The sequence below is a fragment of the Sulfobacillus thermosulfidooxidans DSM 9293 genome (genome assembly GCF_900176145.1).
Classification (GTDB): Bacteria; Bacillota; Sulfobacillia; order Sulfobacillales; family Sulfobacillaceae; genus Sulfobacillus; species Sulfobacillus thermosulfidooxidans.
The window spans coordinates 1798127-1816672 of record NZ_FWWY01000001.1 but is presented as its reverse complement, the minus strand read 5'-3'; the positions used below and the strand labels follow the sequence as shown (position 1 = coordinate 1816672).

Below are 18546 nucleotides of genomic sequence, written 5' to 3'. Positions count from 1 at the left end.
CCTGTTTGCATCTTAAATAAATTTCTTGCTGTTAGTGGAATGCCGCTATACAGACCCACGCAAAACCTTATCTACTGTTACCAAAAATTCCGCAGCGTCTACTCCATCTAATACTCGGTGATCGAAGGTGAGGGAGACGGGAAACGTGTCGCTATTTCCCATGCCAATACCTAAAATAGCAACAGTCGGTACCATAAGACGCGGGGTAAAATATTCAATACCCCAAGGTCCCAAATTAGAAATAATGAAAGATGGTTGGGAAAAATCGAACCGATTCCACACGCCTTTGTTAACTGCTTGACGTAATTCTTCTAATTTTGTCTTCCAACCCTCTAGGTCATAAGACCCCCTAATAACCGGTACTATTAGTCCTTGAGACGTCGCAGTAGCAATACCTAATTTCAGTTCAGTAGCACGAACAAATCCGTCCGCAGTCGCCCAACCATGAATTTCTGGATGGGTTTTCAAAGCTTGATCCACTGCCCACGCAATGCGAACTAATGGAGACCATTGTGCATTTCCTGCAATAATTCTTCGTTGTAAAGTAGTCGGCAAGGCACCTGGATCCGTTAAGTTCTGAATTAAACGTTGCCGAAACGGCGAATACTCTGTCACGTCCTGGGATTCTTGACGTTCCAGCCATGCATCAATATCTTCGATAGTTAAAGGTCGATGGGCAGTGACTTCAGCAACATCCTTTAGGTTAATTCCCTTTTCTTTGGCATACTTTCGCACACGCGGAGACGCTGGCACAAAGTCGTTAGGTGATGTAAGAGCCGTAGAATTCGTGTCTTTTACGATATTAGTCGCCTCTCGGCGGGGAGGCTCGGTTGAAATTTCAGCAATAGGTTGTCCTGAAATGAATGTTTCGTTTTCTTGAATAATCGGTCTTAAATAACCGTCCCGAGGCGCTTCAATGGTTAAACTCACTTTATCAACCATTGCTTCGGCGATGATTTCTCCTTGATGGACCATTGCTCCCGGATCATAAATCCAATGAATCAATACGGCTTCAGCATCTGAACTGTCACTGTAATCGATTTTCAAAACAAACTCTTCTGCCATAACAATCTCCTTACCTCAATGATTGTCGTATTGCTTCTGCAATTTTTTCTACTGAGGGAATCACCGCGTGTTCTAATACACGACTATAAGGGATAGGAACGTCAGGGACTCCTAAACGGAGAATAGGAGCTTCAAGATAATCTAATGCTTCTTCTGCAATGATGGCCGCGATTTCTCCCGTCATACCGAAAGATCGATAGTCTTCATCGACAATAATGGCATGATGAGTCTTCTTAACGCTATTGATAATAGTCTCATGGTCTAAGGGAACTAAAGTTCGCAGATCAATAATCTCTGCAGAAACGCCCTCGTCCTTCATTTTCTGTCGAGCTCGCAAAGCTTTGGGAACCATAGCGCCAATAGTAATGATGCTCACGTCAGTTCCTTCCGCAACAACATTTGCTTGTCCCAAAGGCACCGTGTATGAATCTTCAGGAACGTGAACTTCTGCTAAATCATCTGATGGCATCCATCCTAATCCCAATAGACCCTTGTGAAAAAAATACATAACGGGATTGTCATCGCGAATGGCGGAAATCATCAACCCTTTCGCGTCATATGCATTCGAAGGTATAACAATTTTTAAACCCGGAACATGGGCAAACAATCCATATAAAGTTTGACTATGTTGAGCTGCATCACTATATCCTCCACCAATAGCCGTCATAATCACAACGGGATGGCGAAAACTCCCACCTGACATATAATGATTTTTCGCTAAATGATTATAAATCTGATCCATCGCAACTCCAAAGAAATCCACAAACATAAGTTCTACAATAGGTCTAATTCCCTCTGTACTGGCGCCAATAGCGGCACCAATAAACGCACTTTCGGAGATCGGCGTGTCCATTACTCGCTCGGGTCCATATCGTTGGAACAAACCTTGGGTCGCGCCAAAAATTCCTCCATAAATTCCAACGTCTTCTCCCCATACCATCACACTAGGATCACGTTCCATTTCTTGAGCAATGCCTTCGCTGATTGCTCTAGCCATCGTCAGTTTCCGAATGGGCGTGCTTATCATCGTTTTCATCTCCTCTCCATTCATTAAACTTCCATGAAAACATCTCTTAATGCCTCTTCGGGAGCGGGTTCTGGTGATTCCCGTGCAAAATTCACAGCATCCTCAACTAATTGACTCACTTCTGCTTGAATACGCTCATCCTCTTGCTCTGTTAAAAATTGATGTTCTATGAGATAATCACGGAACCTCTTAATGGGATCCAATTGCCGCCAAGAATCCTTTTCTCCTGCGTGAAGATAAGCTTCAGCATCACCTTGAAAATGACCGTAAAGTCGTGTTGTCTCAATTTCCAATAATGTAGGACCGCGACCTTCTCGAGCTCGGGAAATGGCCTCCTCGGCTGCTTCTGATATGGCGATAACATCATTTCCGGAAATATAAATACCTGGAATTCCATATGCATGAGCTCGATCACTATTGTGTGCTATAGACGTTGATTGATCCTTTGGAACCGAAATAGCATAGTGATTATCCTCTATCACAAATACAACGGGAACTTTCCACACAGAAGCTAAGTTGAGACTCTCATGAAAGGTGCCTTGATTGGCGGCTCCTTCACCTGCAAACGCCACAGCTACATTGTCTCGCCCTTGTCGGGAAAAGGCTAAGGCAGCCCCTACAGCTGGAGGGAATCCTGCGCCGACGATACCAGAACAACTAAAGTGGACATTGGGATCAAATAGATGCATATGACCACCTTTACCGCGTGATAATCCCGTTCGCCGTCCAAAAATTTCTGCCGTCATCTGGCGCAAATTTACTCCTTTAGCAATCGCAAAATGATGAGGTCGATGTGGAGCAGTAACAACATCGTCCTGGCGTAAATGTTGGATTACGCCTACCGCTACTGGTTCTTGTCCAGCCGCCAAATGCATTTCTCCTGGAATAGTTCCCGCAGCAATACTAAAGAGTGGACTTTTTCCTTCTGTATAAATGTCAGCCAATCGATCTTCATACCGGCGAATTAGGCACATTGTACGATACATCGAGTAGAGTCCGATATTGTGTGTAAAAGGGGCTTAAAAATTTCAAAGCCATTGCGTTTCCTTGGTAGATTTGAAAGCGACACAACTCGACAAATCTTAGGAGGATCACGCAATGGCTCATTATCAGATTACACTGGATGATCAAACAATCCAAGCCCTGGTCGGACAAAAGGATCAGGCCTTCGCGCTCTTGTTGCAACAGGTCTTAAATCAGGTGTTAGAAGCCGAAGTGACGGAACATCTTCAAGCCGACCGGTACGAGCGGACCGAAGACCGGCGCGGATATCGCAACGGCTCACGGAGCCGGCAGCTCACGACGCGCGTCGGCACGTTGACGCTGGAGGTCCCGCGGACGCGGGACGGGGAGTTCAGTCCCACACTCTTTGAGCGGTACCAGCGGCATGAAAAAGCTCTCGTCCTCACTCTGATGGAAATGGTGGTGAATGGGGTGTCAACCCGCAAAATCCGGCGCGTGACCGAAGAGCTCTGTGGCACCGAATTTTCGAAGTCTACGGTGTCGGACCTGGCGAAAGGCTTAGAGGCGGCCGTCCAGCAATGGCGAACCCGATCCCTCGCGGAGACGCAGTACCCGTTCCTGATTGTGGATGCCTTGGTCTTGAAAATCCGTGAGAACGGGGCCGTGCGGCCCCGGAGCGGGTGTGTGGTGACCGGCATTAATGCGGCGGGGTACCGAGAAATTCTCGGGTTTTGGATCGGGGATAGCGAATCGAAGCAGACGTGGACGGCCGTGTTTACCGACCTCAAGGATCGAGGCTTAACGGGCGTCGACCTGGTGGTGTCGGATGACCACCGCGGGCTGCGGCAGGCTATCGAACAGCAATTCCAAGGGGCGAGTTGGCAGCGCTGCCAAACGCACCTCACGCGGAATATCCTCGATGCCGCGCCCAAAGCGGTGCAGGAGGAGCTGCACGGCCGCCTCCGCGCGCTCTTCGAAGCCCCCGACCGGGCCACCGTCGACACCTTGTGGACCAAACTGCTCGAGGACTTTGCCGAGCGGGCTCCCCGAGCCGTGGCGATTGGGGAGAACGGGCTCGAGGACGCGCTGGCGGTGTTGCAACTCCCCGAGTCGCTGCGCCAGCGATTACGCACCACGAATGGCGTCGAGCGGCTCAATGCCGAGATCCGGCGCCGAGAACGGGTGATTCGGATTTTTCCGAACCGGGAGTCGGCGATCCGCCTGGTGGGCGCGCTGTTGCTCGAGCAGCATGAGGTGTGGACCACGGGTAAGCGGTATCTGAATCTCGAGCCTTACTGGCAAGCGAAACGATCTCAAGCGGCGGCGGACGAGCCGCCTCATGCGGGACCAGTGTTCGTCGCCTAACGACACGCAAACCAAGGGAACGCTTTTACACACAAATTAGGACTTGACCAGAGACAGCCAACGCGCCCCATACGCAACTGGTATAATTAAAGAGAGGTACGCCTATACAGCAAATACCTTCTTCCCATTCTTCTTCGTCCAGACTATACCCTCGTTCTCTTGTTACTAGTCGTTCATGCTGTATTTCATCCCATTGAATGCGGGAATATGGAGTTCGGCGTTGCGGAGGATGATGAATATAATATGCATGAAAATCTTTGGGTGAAATGTGAGCCAAAATTACTTTCCCCAATGCATGAACAAAAGCATGTTCTTGATAACCTACATATAACGACCGCACCTTTATAGCCTGGTCACCTTCGGCAATATATTGGATAATTACTTCATTTGACTCCCATTTAGCCACATAACTCGTTTCCCGTAATTCCTGGCTAACCTTCTGTGCTACCATTCGCAATTCGTCAGGCACCATATGACTCATCTGAACTTGATTATGCAAATAGGAAATTTTATAAGATAACGTATAAACTTGACGGGTTCGATCTCTTTGAACATAACCACTATCCACTAAAGTGTTCATCAAATGGTAACATGTGCTCAACGGTATCTTTGAGACAGCACTTAGCCATTTGATAGTAACTCCAGTGGGTTGTTCTGCCATTAAATCCAATAACTGCAAACCACGGGAAAGGCTTTTAATCGTCCACGATTCAGCCATTACCACGCCTCCAAGGGGTCTCTGATTTAGCCTTTGTATCAGATTATACGATTAAATATTTACCGCTCAATACACACAATTTCAAATAATGATAATTATCCATCGTTAGGTATAAACATAGGTCTCATCTTTAAGCAATCTGTTCTTGAAATTCATTAGAAGAATAATTAGCGCATTACATAAATATTTGCCAGAGGACAAGAGCCTATCCTCTGGCATGCCATAATTTGTATACTAATACTACTTGATTGCTGATAGGAACAATCTTAATGACTAAAATCTCAAAGAAGACACCAGTCTCATGATATATCGCTAGTTCGATACGACATTACTAACTATAAAGGAACATAATCAAAATCATAGCGAAACCCACGTGGGCCCCAGATCTTTAGCGCCTCTGGTGTCTTCATGATCGAAGGCGCAGGAATCACAATTACGGCCACTCGCTGGCCATATCGCAAACGCTCCGTTGTAATCGCCTGTCCCGTTGTACTATCAAGAACAGTGATAAGGTCCGGAACAGTCGCGACATGTTTACCCTCGTCATCGCGGGCAATAAGATTCTCGTTTTGAAAATCAATTATTAGCGATCTATTCTTGAATTCCTCCATACCCTCGATGCGCATGGTTCCCCTAGCAAAGCCCTCAATCGTCCGTCGATTAACTTCAGCAATTTTACCCCGAAAAATGATACGACCCTCACCATAATCTGCATACGCCGTCACGCTAGCAATCGCTGATATTGGGTCAAGGTGATTTTCTTGAGCATTGATAACAGCTTGCCCGATGCGCCATGCCAAACTCAATGTTCCACGAATCGCATTGTTCCGTAATTGGTCTCCCAACATCGGAAATTGCGCCACAAAGGCATGGCCCCCCATGCGAATAGTAACACCGCGAGCAATCCATTCAAACGCCAAATTATCATGGAGGTGGTCTAAAATCACATAATCACCAAATTCATTAGCAATACAAGCAGGTGTCCCATTTAAACCCCCAACGTGAAAGGTCACCATATATAGTTCAGGGAAGGCGCGGCCCATCCCATCTGCGTCGACAATGGGTCTATTCAGTTGTGCCGCAACCACAATAGGGATCAGGCTATTAATGCCACCCGCCTCGATAGGACAAGGAATGGCATTGGATATCCCCAAATGCTTCTCTAAGCGAAGAAATGCTTTCACAGGTTCGTCGCCATGAGGCGGTTTTTCAAAAAGGACAGTGGGGGCTCCCATCCCCGCGATAGCAATAACCCAGTCATCACCCGCAATATCATCGGCTTCTAAAACTTTGACCGGTCCGTATTGTTCCAATGCCCTCTGAGCCATCAATTGCCCGATGTACGGATCCCCTCCTCCACCTGTTCCCAAAATACTGGCCCCAATTGCAATGGGTGTCAGATCTTTAACATCAAGCATCCAGCTCATCTGATTTTTGCCCTCCTAACCGTCCAGCCACAACAACACGCACCCGAGAAGCATTAGATGGCAGATAAGCCAAGGGGATTTCTTCAACTTCGACTAATTCAAGGGAACCGGGATCCGCGCCTGCCCGTACGGCTTCAGCACGCGCCTGCGCTTCCGCTTCCGCCAAAACATCTTCTCGTTTCCTACCTGCCATGCTATAAATGCGATCAACTCGTCCTGACACTTGCGCAATTGCTGCCCCAATAGCATTAGCAACGTCATAATTAGCTGGACGAATGACTTCAGATACTCCTTCTAATCTATCAGGCAACAGCGCACTGCCTCCTCCTACTGCAATCAGGGGAATAGGTGCGGAGTTAGTTTTAATTCGGTCAATTCCTTCCTCAATCATGTGAATAGCAATCTCATATGCTTTGTGACTTAGAGCAGGAGAAATATTAGGGAACTGCGTTCCGACGTGAGCTTTCCCTTCAAATACTGCAACATCAGTCAACGTTGGAATATCTCCCCCAAACACAAGGCCTTCTTCAATAATGCGGTAACCTACGCTATCCGGTCCGACGCGAACAGCGCCATCAGGTAATTGACGGATGCGGGATCCCCCACCCAATCCAAGCGCAATCAAATCAGGCATCCGAAAATTGGTGCGTACGCCCCCAACTTCTACCGCCATAGCGGATTGCCTCGGAAATCCTCCTTGAATGACACCAATATCCGACGAAGTCCCTCCAACATCAATAATGACAGCATCATTAACATGGGACAAATACGCGGCTCCCCGCATGGAATTCGTTGGACCACAGGCGACGGTCAATATGGGAAACCGAAGAGCATAATCCATAGCCATTAATGTTCCATCATTTTGTGCCAAGAATAATTCGGCAGAAATACCCAAAGTTGCAAGAGCTTGCGCAAATGCTGAAGCGGCGTGACGGGCCACCTCAGTCACTGCAGCATTCAACACAGTGGCATTTTCTCGTTCTAACAATCCAATGGAACCGATTTCATGAGATAGTGATGTTGATAAATGAGGATAATCCCGGGCGATGAGTTCGTAAACCCATTGCTCATGATCAGCATTCACTGGAGAAAAAACCGATGTCACTGCTACAGCCGAAATTTTGTAGGCATATTGATCAAGAAATTTTCTAATGCCATCCTTATCCAACGTTGAAATTAATCGCCCGTCGAATTCGTGCCCTCCCTTAACTAAGGTTGTAGCACTCTGAACAACATCCTTAAGATCTTCTGGCCATCCCGTAAGAGGAGGAATTGCTTGAGTAGCAGGCGCGCCAATACGGATCAATCCCACTTTATTGAGACGCCGTCTTTCAATTATTGCATTAGTAACTTGGGTTGTCCCGAGCATAGCATGAGTGATAAGCGTGGGTTGAATTTTCGACTGATTCAATATGTCTTCTACAGCGCATTTAATCGATGACACAACATCGTCTGTCACGGGTCGTTTCGCCTTTGCGATAATTTTATCGTTCTCATCAAGAATAACGGCGTCGGTATTGGTTCCTCCAACGTCAATGCCTAAGCGAAATTTCATAATGACCTCCTAAAGGGAATATAATCAAAATCATATCCAAAGTAGCGTGGACCGACGGTTTCCAACCCTTTTGATGTATGCCAGACCGATTCCGCTGGCATCCCCAACACTCTGATACGTTGACCATAAGTCAACATTTCTGTTGTAATGGGTCTTAATGTTTCACTATCCAAAACACAGATCAAATCGGGTACAGTTGTCACCACAACGCCATTTTGCATGGCTAATAAATTTTCGTTTTGAAATTCTATCCGAAGAATATCTCCTTCGTATTGATGCATTCCCGTGGCTGTCATTGTCCCACGCGCAAAGCCATCTGCGCTCCGTCGCAATACATCAACCACTTTTCCTTGGAAAAATTCATGAGCCTCGTAAGAGGCCGCAAGAATTCTGAGCTTTTGATCGATATCTAATGTAGAATCTTGAAGCAAATGGCCAATACGAGTGGCTTTAGAGATAGTATTGCGAACCAATGCCTGTCTGGCTTGGTTCACCGTCACGGGATAAAGTGCAATGATGGCCGAACCTCCCATCGCAATGGTGGTACTCCGGGCCAACCGTTCAGTCCATGGGTTATCTATTGCGTCTATGACGAGATTATTGCCTTTTTCATCGACGATGACCATCGGAGTCGCCGAAACTTCATGGATATGCAAAGAGGTCATTTGCAATTCGGGAAAAGCTCGCCCCATGCTGTCTCCGTCAATAATAGGCAGTGCCATTTCAGCAGCTACGGCTAAAGGAATCATAGAATTAATACCGCCGGCTTCAATCGTCATAATTGCGACAGCTTTGCGACCTAAAATGGTTTCTAAGCGGTTTACAGCAGTTTTTACTTCTTTTCCACTAGGAATTTTCTCCACCATCACCGTAGGAGCTCCCATCATGGCGGCAGGAACTACTAGTCCATCTTCGGGAAGTTCATCAATATCTACCAATTGAACATCTCCAAATCGTCGGATGGCCGCTTCAGCCATCAACCGCCCAATATATGGATCTCCTCCGCCTCCTGTTCCCAAAAACGTTGCTCCTAATGCTAAGGCGTCTAAATCACTTCCCGTTAGCCATTTCAAAGACTCTCACCTGCCAAAGTCGGATTTTTGATTGAACGTGGACTTATTTTCACAAGCAATGCATATAAGACAATCGCTGAAATCAATGCATTAATGGAACCAATGCCCCACGGTACAAAATATCCGATAAGTGATGCTGCAATCCATGACACCACCATAGGCCAATTTCCGCCTTCCACACTTCGAGGCAAGGCACCTTGAGCCCGTGTTACATCGAGAATGTGCCGATGACGTTTTAGAATCCAGTAATCACTAAGCATGATTCCAGATATTGGAGGAATAGTTACACCCAAAACGGTTAAAAACCCTATGAAGTGTTGCAGGATACCTATAGCTGCCAAAAAGGTTCCCAGTCCGCCTATGATCCACGTAGTGGAAATTCGCGATATCTTGAAACCGAATACCGTATCCATTAAGTTCACGATGCCAAGACTGGACGAGTATAGGTTCCAATCATTGATTTTTAACGTGGCGGTAATCAAAATAATGGTTCCCAGTAAACCTGACGTCGAGTAGATTATATGCACGACATTCTCACTACGCACAGCATGAGCTAGCAAAACACCGACCAAGCCTATTACATACTCGCCTAACGTAATCCCAACAATCGTTTGCTTGATGACATCTTGCGGATTTCGATTAAATCGAGTCATATCCGGAGTAATCACCGCGCCAATAATAAAACCGCCAGCAACCAATGTAGTCCCTTGTGCTAAAGACAATAGATGGCCAGGCGGAGCCATAGTGATAAGATGATGTAAATGGTGATGGCTAAGGCCCGAAATTGTCGACCATGCCGCCAATAGCAAAAAAAGAGGAACAGCAATATATGCGGTCCATCCCATGGATAAGAATCCATATGTCACAATAATAATAACAGCAACTCCTGCAATTATTGACCAGAGCCATTCTGGTAAGATACCAATGAGTTGAACTAATCCTTGTGCGAAAACGGCATTTTGGATACCAAACCAACCAACAAGTCCGACTGCAATAACTAAACCGACGACAGCAGAACCATAACGACCAAATCCAGACCATCGTGCTAGTAAAGATGTCGACAAGCCCTCCCGCTGTCCAGCAATTCCTACTACAATCGACACAATTTCAAGCACAACAGCACCCAGCGTTAAGGCCCAAAAAGCGGACCAAAACGACATGCCATATCCTAAGGTTGCTCCCAACAAAAACTGTGATAATGCAGATAGTTGACCAAACCGCATTACGGCAACAGAAACCCATCCGTACCGTGCATTCTGCGGAACCCGCGAAAGTGGAAAATCTTCTCCTTGTGCCATATAAATCCCTCCCGATCTCGAATGATTACAATTTGTGAGACAACCATGAATTCGAGAAAAAACAGGAGGATTCATTCGACAAACTGCACGAACAACATTTTTATTTTTTGTGCAGTTTGTTTTCCATATTTAACGCTTTCAAAGCGAGCTGAAGAACGAGTTGGGTAGTTGAATCATCCACGTCGACATGGAGTAGATGACTTATACGATCCAGGCGATAGCGGAGAGAATTCCTGTGGATTTTTAATTGAGCAGCAGCAACCGATAAACGACCTCGACTTTCCATATATATTTCCAAGGTTTCTAGTAATTCTTGAGCATTTGGTTCATTCAATAATGGTTTCAGGAAATCTTCAGATAATGATTTAGATCGGGGAGAATCTATCCAACCATATAAAAACCGTTCGATTCCAATATCTTTGAAATGAGTAATGGATCCAAATCCGTGACGTGACCGCCCGACTACCAATGCTTCATGAGCCTCTTCGAAACTTTTGCGCATTCCTTGAACTCCATTATAGGAAAAGCCAACGCCAGCTGTTATTCCAGGGACATGAAATCGATGTAAAATCGGTCTCAATGCTTCATGTACATAAGACATTCCTTGCATAACATTCAGTGCATTTAACGCTTCTGGCGATTCAACAATCAAGACAAACTCATCAGAATGGGGAAGCACCAGTCCATGACCAAAAATCAGACGAGCCTCCCTTTCGATTTGTTGAAAAAGTTGTGATTTTAATCGTAGCACAGACGATTCTGGGATACCTTGTTTAATAAAGTCTCGAAACGAATCGAGATCCCATAATACAACGGTGTGATAACGACCTAAATCCAACTGAAATTGTTTAGCAGCATGAATCAATGAGCCCGTCGGTATTCGCGGATCAACAAGGAGCTCTAATAAAAATTCCGATCGATGACGCAGCTCCGATTCTATCTCACCAGCTTCACGATCTAAAAGAATACCAGCTAATAACCGAATATGTTGAAGAACCGACAAAGAAATGCCGGGTGCTGTCTGAATTTGTACACCACGTCCTCGTCCCCATGTTATGGACATGGTCATCTCATCCTTGAAATCCGACAAAAGGTTCTTCGACTCACCGGAATTATTTATTCGAACAAAAATTCCTAGACGAGAGAGTTCTTTGATGAAATCATTGGTTGTTTTCGCCATTTCCCATAGGGAGGTAATCTCCTTAATTTTTTCAAGATCACAATGTAATCGGAGCATCTCTTTTTGAGCAAGCCGGGACCAAATAAAATGGACAACATAATCCATCTTTGATAAAGGCACCGTAAATATCGGAATAGAAAGCCGTTCAGCCAATAGAATAGTCGCTTCGGAAATCTGACCTGGAGGGATTATCATCCCTGCTCCATTATTACTGGCAATCTGTAATAACAAACTATCCCAGAGAACCGTCGACTTCATCACGCTAGGTACAATCCATAAAATATGCGCCTCGTGTATATTCTGTATGGAGAAATCCAATAATAGGCGAACATCGGAGACAGGCCGGATTAAATTGACTGGTTTTCGGGTTAGTAATTGAATATCTTGATCGTGGCCGTTTTCTAACAAATCTTTCAAATTCATAGTGGTCGCCACAGTGTTATTCCTCCAGATGGTAATGCACAGATACAACGAAATAGGAAGGTTACATTTATCCTAACCGTTATGTTCATAAAAAGTTTTCCCAAAATTATCAAATTATCGTAGCAATCGAAACAAAGATATTCGTTATTTTAGTCCTTCTTCCCCCATCCTCCCCCGCCGGGCGTCCGAATCTCCAACACGTCTCCTGTGTGTACTGTTCCGTGCCATTTTCCTGGCAGTTTAGTAGAGGTCTTGCTATGAATTGTGGTCAACCATGCTTCTCCGGGTTTGCCCGCTTCTCCACCCGCTAATCCGTATGGTCCTTGCTCCCTGCGTTCACTCAGTAACGTTACAGTCATTGGGCAGAGAAATTCGTAGGTGCGAATGATCCCGTCTCCACCCTTGAATTTTCCTACGCCTCCACTCTTCCGCGAAATTTGATACCGCCGTACACGCAAGGGGAGTTCCCGTTCTAATGCTTCGATCGGTGTATTCATCGTATTACTCATATGAACATGGACACCACTGACCCCGTCCCAAGTAGGACCTGCACCGGCACCACCACCAATGGTTTCATAATAGGCAACAGCACGGGGATGACTGATATCGCGTTGATCCACACCTCCTAAAGTCAGATTATTCATAGTGCCTTGTCCCGCGGCCGGAATCTTTCGGGGTAGGGCTTGAGCTAAAGCTCCCAATACGACGTCAACAATACGCTGACTGGTTTCAACATTGCCACCAGCCACAGCGGCAGGCATGGTGGCATCAACAATCGTTCCTGGCCTCGTAATAATGGTGAGAGGGCGAAAGCCTCCTTCATTGCTTGGAATCTCTTCGTCCACAACCGCCCGGAACGCATAAAACGTAGCACTAACCGTAATAGCTCGAACTGCGTTTACACTGCCAGCCACCTGACCCGCGCTATCGGAAAAATCGACTGTCGCATGGTCTTTATTAATCTCGATGGTTACACGGATCGGAATATGGTGAGTGCCTTGACCGTCATCGTCTAAAAAATCTTCATAACGGTAAGTTCCATCAGGAATATCCTCAATAAGACTTCGCGTGACGCGTTCTGCATAGTCTTGAAGTCCTCGAGCGTACGCTGTAACTGTCTGTAATCCATGATCACGAACATAAGACAACAACCGCCTAATCCCCACACGGTTAGCTGCCAATTGTGCCGATAAATCGCTCAATCTCTCTTCCGGTGTGCGAACATTACGCAAGATAAGTTGAAGCACACCATCATTCATTACACCTTGTTGTTTTAACAAAATTGGCGGAATAATAAGCCCTTCTTGGAACATTTCGGTCGCAATGGGAAGGCTTCCTGGACTTATTCCGCCCACATCCGCATGGTGGGCGCGGTTGGCCACATAGAAGACAGCATCCTCATGTCCATCAACAAAAACGCCTTCAACTACGGTAATATCAGGTAAATGTGTTCCGCCATGATAAGGGTCATTTAAAATGACCGCATCACCGGGCTGCAATGTAAACTGCTTTAAGGCTTCTGCCACACTTTGCGGCATGGACCCTAAATGCACAGGCATGTGTTCAGCTTGCGCAATGGTCTTTCCATCAGCGTCAAAAATTGCACACGAATAATCACGTCGTTCCTTAATATTCGGGCTATGAGACGTTCGTCTTAAGGTTTCTCCCATTTCTTCAGCTACCGCTTGAAATAAATGTTTAAAGACTTCCAGCTTTACCGCATTCACAGTGATCATCCCTCATTGCGTTATATGAATAATGCCGTAATGGTCCACTGTCGCTTGATAATGGGGAGGAATGAGAATCGTCGACGCAGGCTCAATAACGAGAGCTGGCCCGAAAATACGTTGGTCCGCCGATAATTCCTCCCGACGATAACAAGGAGTCGACAGGGATTCCCCCTTAAATACCATGGGGCGATGGGCAAACGGCTTAGCAGCGGCGGAATTCTGCCATAAAGGAAGGGGAATCGTGCGCATTTCGGCAATCGACCGCACATAAAGGTTCACACATTCTACAGGTGTCAACAATTCTTTATGCAAATAATACTGCTCATGTAATTGGTGAAACATATCGACCGTGTCTTTCAATGTTCCTTGCCACGGGGTTAAAATCTCATAAGATTCGCCCTGGTAGCGTAAATCAAGATGATAGAAAGACGTAATGCTCTCAGCCCGGTGTCCATCATCTGCCAATTGCTTCACCGTTTTATCCGCGAGTTTTTCTAGAAGATCTTGAATATATTCCAAAGTGAGGTCATGAGTGGGTTTCAAAACGCTCGCCAGCGCATCCGCATACGCCTGAGAACGGGCTAAACCTTGAGCACTAAAGGTTCCTGCGTCAGGAGGAATTAATACTTCTTGGATTCCCAGCATGGCTGCGAGATCTGCAGCATGAAGCCCCCCAGCTCCTCCAAAACTTAATAGTACAAATTGTGCAGGATCGACACCCTTCATAGCAGTCACCCGCCGTATAGCCCGGGCCATAGCCGCGTTCACAACTTCTATAATCCCTTCGGCCAATGCAACATCGGTCATTTCTACTCCATGTTTTAGACCTTGATCTATCAATGTTTGAAAGGCCTGGTGCGTAGCGTTTCGATCCAGTATCATCTTGCCGCCGAGAAAATTGTCTTGATCTAATCGTCCTAAAAGAAAATTGGCATCCGTAACCGTTACCGTCATTCCGCCTTGGCCATAGCACGCAGGCCCCGGAAAAGACCCTGCCGACTGCGGTCCTACTCGAAGATTGCCCCCGCGATCAAACGAGGCCATAGATCCCCCTCCAGCCCCTACCGTGTGAATGTCCACCATAGGCGAGCGCAAGGGAAGGTGATCAAATTCCATATCCCGCGTTATCGGAATGCGCCCCTGAATCATGGCCACATCCGTACTGGTCCCTCCCATATCGAAAGTGACAATGCGCTCATATCCAAGAGCCCGTGCCAGTTCAAAACTTGCCACGACACCTCCTGCGGGGCCCGATAGCATCATTGCAGCGGGTTGTTCTATGATGCGTTTAGCCGACATATATCCTCCGGCCGAAGACATAACACGCAATGATGAGCCCAAGGTCTCGGACAACTGTTCTAAATAACGGGAAACGACCGGAGCGACGTAGGCTGAAATGACAGTTGTACTGGTTCGTTCATACTCCCGGTGCTCAGGATTCACATGCGAAGAGGCAAACACATAAGGATACTGTTGCCGTAACGACGTCACGACGTGCTCTTCGTGAACCCCATTGACATAGCTATGAAGAAATACGATGGCAATGGCTTCAGGATTATAGCTCTGAAGCCTCTTCCCTAATTTCTCTATCTCTTCCTGTGTTAAAGGAACAAGAGGTTGACCTTGCCAGTCCATGCGCTCCGTTACACCAAAACGGCCTTCTTGAGGCACGAGCACATCAGGTTTTTTTACGTGTAGATCATAAATGCCAATGCGATTTTGTCGGCCGATCTCTAACACATCTTCAAATCCTCGGGTCGTCACTAAAGCCACTTTGGCACCTTTACGCTCCAAAAAGGCATTGGTAGCAATGGTCGACCCATGAATAATAAGGGCTAGCTGTAAAATCTCAAGTTCTTTTAGACCTTGCAAAACGGCCTTCTCGGGGTTACCAGGGGTTGACAAAACTTTATGCTGCCTAATTTTCTGCCCATCAAAAACCCAAAAATCGGTAAAAGTGCCTCCTATATCAATCCCTACGGTGACAATCGTTTCTGCCATCTGTTATCATCCTTCACGCTTTAGCCTTCGGCTTAATGAAACAGGGATCTCCTATCACGAATTTGATCATCTCGCAAATCCGTAATAAACATATGACCCGGGGCGTGGGTAATGGCGATATCTGGCGCCATCTCTTGAATAACGGCTTGCGGAGTCACTCCGCAAGCCCAAAACACCGGTACCTCGTTATCTTGTAATTCGATCGCATCTCCGTAATCAGGATGACAAATGTCAGCAATCCCGAGAACAGCCGGATCCCCAATGTGAATCGGTCCGCCATGTGCTAAAGGATAGTGACTCGTGATTTCCTCGGCGAGGGAGACTTGAGTGCGCTCAATGGGCCGCATGGAAACGACTAACGGTCCATGAAACGATTGGGAGGCATGGCACGGCATAGCGGTCTTAAACATGGGAACGTTACGTCCTTGTTCCAAGTGACGCAAACGCACACCATGTTCAAGGAGCTGATGTTCTGTGGTAAAACTGCACCCCAATACAAATGCTACAAAATCATCTTCCCACAACGCCCGAAGATCAGTCGGTTCATCCACTAAAACTCCCTGCCGGTAAACGCGGTAACGAGGCAGGTCTGTTCGTAAATCCGCGTCTTTCGCCACATTCCGCGGGATAGGATCGCCAGGCTCAGTCATGTCTAGTAAAGGCATGGGCCTTGGATTCAATTGGCAAAACGTGTAAAAGTCCCTAGCGATGTCCTTGCGCAAGATGACCAAATTTGCTTGCACATAGCCTAATGCGATGCCCGAGGTTGGTCCAACCCACTGACCTTCCCGAATAAGTCCCCTGGCTTCTTGAGAAGTAAGAGCACCCAAATGCGTCATCGTCACTTGCCTCTCCTTTCGCCAATGTCATGATGAAAACGCACTAGCTTGAAGGTTGCTCTACGGTCAGCGTCTGTACCATCACACCTTCGGTTTTGCAGACATCATGGCACTGAGCATTAGACCCACAGCATACCGAACATAAAGCGCCCTCGTGAAACGGACAAATGACCATGTCAACGGTCTCAAATTCTTCGTGGCACAAAATACATTCCAGCGTTGGCTGGCTCGTAACCGGCACCTGTGCGGTCGATGAGATCCGGTAGGGGCGACCTTTCAAGGCTAGAGCAATCACTGGAGGGAATATGAGTCCCAATGCCGCCGAAACAAAAGGCGCCAAATTTTCTCCAAGTGGTCCCGCAACCCCAAAAGCCAAAGGAGCCGCGATTACCAGCGCCAAGATCAAAGTCCCTACGCCGACAGGGTTGAAATGCGGTAAAAAGGCCCGTTTATATTCATAGGGTCGGGTATTAATCTTAAGAAGCCACTTATTAAAAAGGGTGTCGGATACAACGCTCATAGCCCAAGCAATAATAAATACGCCCTCGAACGTTAGGACTTGTAACATATGCGCGAAAATATTGCCCATCATAAGCAAAGTGCCTAAGACCGCTGTTAAAATTCCCCACCATTGCCGTCCCGGAGTAAAATGAAACACACGCGAAAAGAAGTTAGAATACGCTAAAGACCCAGAGTAGACATTAATCGTATTAATCCGTAGCTGCGTAATAATAACGGTCAGCATGCCGCCAATCCCCAAGACACTGCTAAAATATGTCCCGGGATTGGTTTGATGAAATTCCAATCCGAAGTACGATCCTAATAGCACAACGCCTAAAAATGTCACAATCATCACAACATAACCGTTAAAAATAGATCCCACTAACTGATCTTTTTTGCGTACAAACCGGCCTAAATCCGCGCCTTGTGTAGCCATGCTAATCAGTGCAAAAACCGTTGCTCCCAGTTGTAGAAACACCGGGCCTGCCACCGTCGAAGGAGCTTTTGCTGGCTTGTAGGATAACCAGGCAATGGGATGGCTAACATGTGCTGCATGATAAAATACTAACGAGACCGCCACAATATAAATCGGCAAGGTAATCCACATCAGCCAACTTAGAAAACTCATTCCCCAAATAGCCAATACCAAAAACGTTACGCCAATCAAGAGCTCCCAGATAATAACGGGGACATGAGGAGCACTTGCTTGAAGGGCTGCAACAAGTATGGAACCTTCAAAGGCAAAGAACATTAAATAATTAAAGCTATACACTAATGACGCAATGGCTGATCCCATAAATCCATAACCACTGCCCCGGGTGATTAAATCACTATCAAGACCTGTCCGACTGCCAACCCAACTAAAGAAAAACCCAACAGAGCCAATTAACACCACTCCAAAGACCATACCCCAAATTGTTGGCCAAGTGCCGTATTCTAAGGTTAACTGTCCACCCCACGCAAGAAAAAACATGGCCGTAGATACCCCGATAAAGACACTAAAAATACTCGACCAATGCCATAAGCGAAAACTCTCCGGAACATATCGTAATGCATAATCTTCGCGGCGATCTTTTGCTGAAACAGATTTTTGAGCCACAATAATCTCCTCCGATGCGAATGATGATTTATGTCAGATCTGGGAAGACGCCATTCACAACCTAAACGATATTCTATTTCACCGTATACTTATGGAATCAATAGAATCAAGAGGAATGAATGAAATTTGGGACATCTTCACAATCATTATAAAGCATAATGAAATTTGCTGTCATCTTAACAAAGAATGACCCATAGGAAAATGGTCACCTGAATAATTTGTGCATTTTTATTCATTAAACAAAAAGCTTGGCACCTAGGTCCAACTCAGCTAGAGAAATCT

Annotated in this window: 14 protein-coding genes; 1 reads left to right on the top strand and 13 read right to left on the bottom strand. The window is 46.4% G+C overall.

Going from position 1 to position 18546, the window contains the following annotated elements:
- Positions 1–45 precede the first annotated feature (45 nt).
- From B8987_RS09155 to B8987_RS09145, 3 genes are read right to left on the bottom strand one after another with little or no spacing between them, the layout of a single operon-like run.
- On the bottom strand, positions 46–1065 hold the full coding sequence (locus tag B8987_RS09155; RefSeq protein WP_084661306.1) for a 2-oxo acid dehydrogenase subunit E2: 1020 nt from the start codon (positions 1063–1065) through the stop codon (positions 46–48).
- A 10-nt stretch (positions 1066–1075) separates the two neighbouring features.
- Positions 1076–2092 (bottom strand): alpha-ketoacid dehydrogenase subunit beta, encoded by a 1017-nt coding sequence (locus B8987_RS09150; protein ID WP_084661305.1) that lies wholly within the window; start codon positions 2090–2092, stop codon positions 1076–1078.
- A gap of 23 nt (positions 2093–2115) precedes the next feature.
- Complete coding sequence (locus B8987_RS09145; protein ID WP_084661304.1) at positions 2116–3078, bottom strand: thiamine pyrophosphate-dependent dehydrogenase E1 component subunit alpha; 963 nt, start codon at positions 3076–3078, stop codon at positions 2116–2118.
- A gap of 112 nt (positions 3079–3190) precedes the next feature.
- Between B8987_RS09145 and B8987_RS09140 the strand changes: the two genes are divergently transcribed.
- Positions 3191–4420 (top strand): IS256 family transposase, encoded by a 1230-nt coding sequence (locus B8987_RS09140; RefSeq protein WP_084661303.1) that lies wholly within the window; start codon positions 3191–3193, stop codon positions 4418–4420.
- Between the two features lie 25 nt (positions 4421–4445).
- Here the strand turns inward: B8987_RS09140 and B8987_RS09135 are convergent, their stop codons facing one another.
- From B8987_RS09135 to B8987_RS09090, 10 genes are all read right to left on the bottom strand, one after another.
- Positions 4446–5138 carry an IclR family transcriptional regulator gene (locus B8987_RS09135; RefSeq protein ID WP_242940654.1) on the bottom strand — a complete coding sequence of 231 codons (693 nt, stop codon included), beginning with the start codon at positions 5136–5138 and terminating at the stop codon, positions 4446–4448.
- Positions 5139–5473: 335 nt separating this feature from the next.
- Entirely contained in the window at positions 5474–6565 is a 1092-nt protein-coding gene (locus B8987_RS09130; RefSeq protein ID WP_084661302.1) for a DUF917 domain-containing protein, read from the bottom strand.
- On the bottom strand, positions 6549–8120 hold the full coding sequence (locus tag B8987_RS09125) for a hydantoinase/oxoprolinase N-terminal domain-containing protein (RefSeq protein ID WP_084661301.1): 1572 nt from the start codon (positions 8118–8120) through the stop codon (positions 6549–6551). Before B8987_RS09125 ends, B8987_RS09130 begins: the two co-directional genes overlap by 17 nt.
- Positions 8117–9193 (bottom strand): DUF917 domain-containing protein, encoded by a 1077-nt coding sequence (locus tag B8987_RS09120; RefSeq protein WP_020375806.1) that lies wholly within the window; start codon positions 9191–9193, stop codon positions 8117–8119. The genes B8987_RS09125 and B8987_RS09120 overlap by 4 nt, the downstream gene beginning before the upstream one ends.
- Complete coding sequence (locus B8987_RS09115; RefSeq protein WP_084661300.1) at positions 9190–10491, bottom strand: purine-cytosine permease family protein; 1302 nt, start codon at positions 10489–10491, stop codon at positions 9190–9192. The genes B8987_RS09120 and B8987_RS09115 overlap by 4 nt, the downstream gene beginning before the upstream one ends.
- Before the next feature lie 100 nt (positions 10492–10591).
- Positions 10592–12106 (bottom strand): PucR family transcriptional regulator, encoded by a 1515-nt coding sequence (locus B8987_RS09110; protein ID WP_020375804.1) that lies wholly within the window; start codon positions 12104–12106, stop codon positions 10592–10594.
- A 137-nt stretch (positions 12107–12243) separates the two neighbouring features.
- A complete protein-coding gene (locus tag B8987_RS09105; protein WP_242940653.1) occupies positions 12244–13830 on the bottom strand; it encodes a hydantoinase B/oxoprolinase family protein in 1587 nt (528 codons plus the stop codon).
- A 3-nt stretch (positions 13831–13833) separates the two neighbouring features.
- A complete protein-coding gene (locus B8987_RS09100) occupies positions 13834–15825 on the bottom strand; it encodes a hydantoinase/oxoprolinase family protein (protein WP_084661298.1) in 1992 nt (663 codons plus the stop codon).
- A 32-nt stretch (positions 15826–15857) separates the two neighbouring features.
- Complete coding sequence (locus tag B8987_RS09095) at positions 15858–16664, bottom strand: putative hydro-lyase (protein ID WP_084661297.1); 807 nt, start codon at positions 16662–16664, stop codon at positions 15858–15860.
- Positions 16665–16707: 43 nt separating this feature from the next.
- The gene (locus B8987_RS09090; RefSeq protein WP_084661296.1) at positions 16708–18264 is read right to left on the bottom strand and encodes a purine-cytosine permease family protein; all 1557 of its coding nucleotides are present in this window, start codon (positions 18262–18264) and stop codon (positions 16708–16710) included.
- Positions 18265–18546: the final 282 nt, after the last annotated feature.